Origin of the sequence: Marinobacter sp. (assembly GCF_035268745.1) — a bacterium.
Lineage (GTDB): Bacteria > Pseudomonadota > Gammaproteobacteria > Pseudomonadales > Oleiphilaceae > Marinobacter.
This window is the reverse complement of record NZ_DATFKH010000216.1, coordinates 1-4,378: the sequence shown is the minus strand read 5'-3', so window position 1 is coordinate 4,378 and position 4,378 is coordinate 1. Positions and strand designations below refer to the sequence as shown.

Genomic DNA, 4,378 nt, shown 5'->3' with positions numbered 1-4,378 from the left:
AACATCGCAGCCGTGGCACCGTATTCCGGGGTCATGTTGGAGATGGTGGCGCGGTCGCCCACGGTCAGGCTGTCGGCGCCTTCGCCGTAGAATTCCAGATAGGCACCCACGACACGTTCCCGGCGCAGGAATTCGGTAATCGCCAGTACCATGTCGGTGCTGGTGATTCCGGGGCGCAGCTTGCCTTTGAGTTCAACGCCGACGATGTCCGGCAGGCGCATCATGGAGGCACGGCCAAGCATCACGCTTTCCGCTTCCAGGCCGCCAACGCCGACCGAGATAACGCCGAGGGCGTCTACCATCGGTGTGTGGCTGTCGGTACCGACGCAGGTATCCGGATAGGCCACGCCATCCCTTGCCTGCACCACCGGCGACATCTTCTCCAGATTGATCTGGTGCATGATGCCGTTACCGGGGGGAATGACATCCACATTTTCAAAGGCAGTTTTGGTCCAGTTGATAAAGTGGAAGCGGTCATCATTGCGACGGTCTTCGATCTGGCGGTTCTTTTCGAAGGCATCCTTCTCGAAACCGGCGTGTTCAACGGCAAGGGAGTGATCGACGATCAGCTGGGTGGGAACCACCGGGTTGACTTTGGCCGGGTCCCCGCCCTTTTCGGCAATGGCGTCCCGCAGACCAGCCAGGTCCACCAGCGCAGTCTGGCCGAGGATGTCGTGGCAGACCACCCGCGCCGGATACCAGGGAAAGTCCAGATCCCGCCTGCGCTCGATCAGCTGCTTCAGGGAATCCGTCAGCGCGTCGGGGTCGCAGCGACGGACCAGTTGCTCCGCCAGGATTCTGGAAGTGTACGGGAGCCCGTCATAAGCACCCGGCTGGATATCTTCCACCGCCTGGCGGGTATCAAAGTAATCCAGGTCGGTGCCTGGGAGGGGTTTACGGTAGTTTTTGTTCATCGGTGTGTGCTCCCGGGGTCTGACCCCGCATTTTAGGGGTCTGACCCCATTTATGGGGTGGACTGAGGGCTTTGGCTGGGGTCAGACCCCATTCAAACTTCAGGCCTGGTCAATTGGTCTGGGGTCAGACCCCGTTCGGGGTCAGACCCCTCGTTCCCTGTTAATCCCGCTCTTCAATCGGCAGCCACTCGGCAAACTCTGGCCCTTGGTAGTCGGCGCTCGGGCGGATAATCCGGTTGTTCTCACGCTGCTCTTTGACATGGGCGGTCCAGCCGGATACCCGCGACATGACAAAGATGGGCGTGAACAGTTCGGTTGGAATTCCCATAAAATGATAGGCCGAAGCGTGGTAGAAGTCGGCGTTGGGGAACAGTTTCTTCTCCCGCCACATGACTTCTTCAAAGCGCTCGGAGACCGGGTACAGCACGGTGTCGCCCTGCTCATCCGCCAGTTTCTGGGACCATTTCTTGATGATGGCGTTGCGCGGGTCGGACTCCCGGTAGATCGCATGACCGAAGCCCATGACCTTTTCCTTGCGTTCCAGCATGCCCATCAGGCCTTTCTCGGCTTCGTCCGGGGTCTGGAATTTCTCGATCATCGCCATCGCGGCTTCGTTGGCGCCGCCATGGAGGGGCCCCCTGAGAGTACCGATGGCGCCGGTGACGCAGCTGTGGATGTCCGACAGGGTGGACGCACAGATCCGGGCGTTGAAGGTGGAGGCGTTGAACTCGTGCTCGGCGTAGAGAATCAGCGACACGTTCATGATGCGTTCATGCAATTCGCTGGGTTTCTCGCCGTGCAGAAGTTCGAGGAAATGGCCGCCGATGGAATCGGTATCACTGGCGGTATCGATGCGTTTGCCTTCATAGGCAAAACGGTACCAGTAGGTAATGATGGCCGGAAACAGGGCAAGCATACGGTCAATTTTATCGTCCTGCTCGCTGAAGTCGGATTCCGTCTCCAGGTTGCCCAGCATGCTGCAGCCGGTGCGCATTACATCCATGGGGTGGGCATTCTTGGGAATCTGCTCGAGCACGGATTTTAAGGCGCCGGGCAATTCCCGCAGGCTGATCAGCTTGCTCTTGTAGGCGTCCAGTTCGTTGCGGTTTGGCAGCTTGCCATGCAGCAACAGATAGGCGACCTCCTCGAACTGGGCGTTTTCAGCCAGGTCGGTGATATCGTAACCGCGATAGGTCAGGCCGGTGCCGGCCTGGCCGACAGTACACAGTGAGGTAACACCCGCTACCTGGCCACGAAGCCCGGCTCCGTTCGGTTTTTTTGCTTCAGTCATTGTTGCTTCTCCACCTTAACAAATGTGCAAATGTAGGGTCTGACCCCGTTCGGGGTCAGGCCCCTGATTGCCGAAACAGGTCGTCCAGTTTTTGTTCGAAGTCGTGGTAGTTCAGGAAATCGTACAGTTCCATCCGCGTTTGCATCAGGTCGACGACGTCTTTCTGGTCGCCCTTCTCCAGGATGTTTTCGTAGACCATCAGCGCGGCCTTGTTCATGGCGCGGAAGGCGCTTAACGGGTACAGCACCATATCGGCGCCGGCTTCAGCCAGTTCCTTGCGGTTATACAGCGGCGTGGCGCCGAATTCGGTAATGTTGGCCAGGATCGGTACGTCCAGGGCTTCCGAAAAGGCTTTGTAGTGCTCCAGTTCGGTGACGGCTTCAGCGAAGATGCCGTCGGCACCGGCTTCGACACAGGCTTTGGATCTTTCGATAGCCGCTTCCACGCCTTCTTTCTGGAACGAATCGGTACGGGCCATGATAAAGAAGTCGTCGTCTTGCCTTGCGTCCACGGCGGCTTTGATGCGGTCGACCATTTCTTCCTGGGAAACGATTTCCTTGTTGGGTCTGTGGCCGCAGCGCTTCTGGGCTACCTGGTCTTCAATATGAACAGCGGCGGCACCGGCGCGTTCCATTTCCCGGATGGTGCGGGCAATGTTGAAGGCCCCGCCCCAGCCGGTATCGATATCAACCAGCAGTGGGACATCGGTGGCAGCGGTGATGCGCCGAACGTCCTCGACCACATCGTTCATGGTGGTCATGCCCAGATCCGGCAGGCCGAAGGACGCATTGGCAACGCCACCGCCGGACAGGTAGATCGCCTGGTGGCCGACTTTCTTCGCCATCATGGCAGTATAGGCGTTAATGGTGCCGACTATCTGCAGCGGGTGGTTGTCTTTCAGCGCCTTGCGGAAGCGGGCGCCCGGAGTAAGATTTGTTGACATTTTTGTAGCCTCGGTTGTTGGTATGAGCTTTGGCTGGGGCCTGACCCCGGTTGGGGTCAGACCCCTTTTAGAGTGCCGTCCTTGATTTTGCGTTCTATGTTTTTCCGGGCAGAATTTATGTGGCGTTTCATCATGAACTCTGCCAGTTCGGGATCCCGGCTCGCAATGGCTTCTGCGATCCGCCGGTGTTCATCAAGCGCTTTGTGGGGCCGGCCCAGGGACTGGCTCAGCCGGTAGCGATACATTCTGACCATGTAATAAAGATCACCCAGCAGCATCTGCGCGAGTTTTGCATTGCGGCAGCCGGTCGCGATGCGATGATGGAAATCATAATCGCCTTCGGCCTGGTAGTAGGCCTGGCCCTGGGCCTGTTCGATCATTATTTCGTGATTGTTGAGAGTGGCCCGGAGATCGGCAATTTCCTCATCGGTCATTCGCTCCGCCGCCTGGCGAGCCGCCAGACCTTCCATGACCTCGCGAATGCGGTAAAGCTCCATCAGTTCCTCAGCGCTTACCGAAACCACTTTCACTCCCGCATGGGGACGCCGGACCAGCAGACCGCGGGACTCCAGACGGCCGAGTGCCTCCCGCAGCGGTCCGCGGGTCAGGTTGAAACGGGAACAGAGCTCTACCTCCCCGATTTTCTCGCCAGGGGCAAGATCGCCTTTCACGATAGCCATTTGCAGACAATCGAAGGCTTCATCAACGCGGGTGTAGGTTTGAATGACAGCTTCTGACATGTTTTGCCAACAATATTTGTTAAGATAACGCTAAAACTACGTCAATCACTGTTTATTGTCAACAATCCTGAAGGGGCAACTCTTATTTTGTCGACAATATCGGTCACCGGATGTACTGCACCGGTATTCGTCTGTTTACCGGCCTCCAGATTTCACTGCCGGGGTCTCCATTCTGACCGGTAACTTGGTTACACTTGGCACACTTCGCGAGTCAGCATTCAGGGATGACTGACTTATCAATGGCCATGACCCACGTGACAATAAGGACGAACCCGATGATAAAGAAATGTCTCTTCCCGGTTGCCGGATATGGCACCCGCTTTCTTCCGGCCACCAAGGCCATGCCCAAGGAAATCCTGCCGATTGTGAACAAACCACTGGTTCAGTACGGCGTGGAAGAAGCCGCCGAAGCCGGTGTTCACGAATTTGGCTTTGTGACCGGCCGGGGCAAGCGGGCCATCGAAGACCATTTCGACATCAGCTATGAACT

The 4,378-nt window shown here is 57.5% G+C and carries 5 protein-coding genes; 1 reads left to right on the top strand and 4 read right to left on the bottom strand.

Features of this window, described 5'->3' with window-relative positions; genetic code table 11:
- From VJ956_RS14275 to VJ956_RS14260, 4 genes are all read right to left on the bottom strand, one after another.
- A partial coding sequence (locus VJ956_RS14275) for an aconitase family protein (protein ID WP_324085711.1) occupies window positions 1–914 on the bottom strand: 914 nt, incomplete at its 3' end.
- 160 nt (window positions 915–1,074) lie between these two features.
- On the bottom strand, window positions 1,075–2,205 hold the full coding sequence (gene prpC, locus VJ956_RS14270) for a bifunctional 2-methylcitrate synthase/citrate synthase (protein ID WP_324085710.1): 1,131 nt from the start codon (window positions 2,203–2,205) through the stop codon (window positions 1,075–1,077).
- A gap of 55 nt (window positions 2,206–2,260) precedes the next feature.
- Window positions 2,261–3,148, bottom strand: coding sequence for a methylisocitrate lyase (prpB, locus tag VJ956_RS14265; protein ID WP_324085709.1), 888 nt, complete (start codon window positions 3,146–3,148; stop codon window positions 2,261–2,263).
- 56 nt (window positions 3,149–3,204) lie between these two features.
- Window positions 3,205–3,888, bottom strand: a complete 684-nt coding sequence (locus VJ956_RS14260; RefSeq protein ID WP_324085708.1) for a GntR family transcriptional regulator — start codon at window positions 3,886–3,888, stop codon at window positions 3,205–3,207.
- Window positions 3,889–4,163: 275 nt separating this feature from the next.
- Between VJ956_RS14260 and VJ956_RS14255 the strand changes: the two genes are divergently transcribed.
- A partial coding sequence (locus VJ956_RS14255) for a sugar phosphate nucleotidyltransferase (protein WP_324085707.1) occupies window positions 4,164–4,378 on the top strand: 215 nt, incomplete at its 3' end.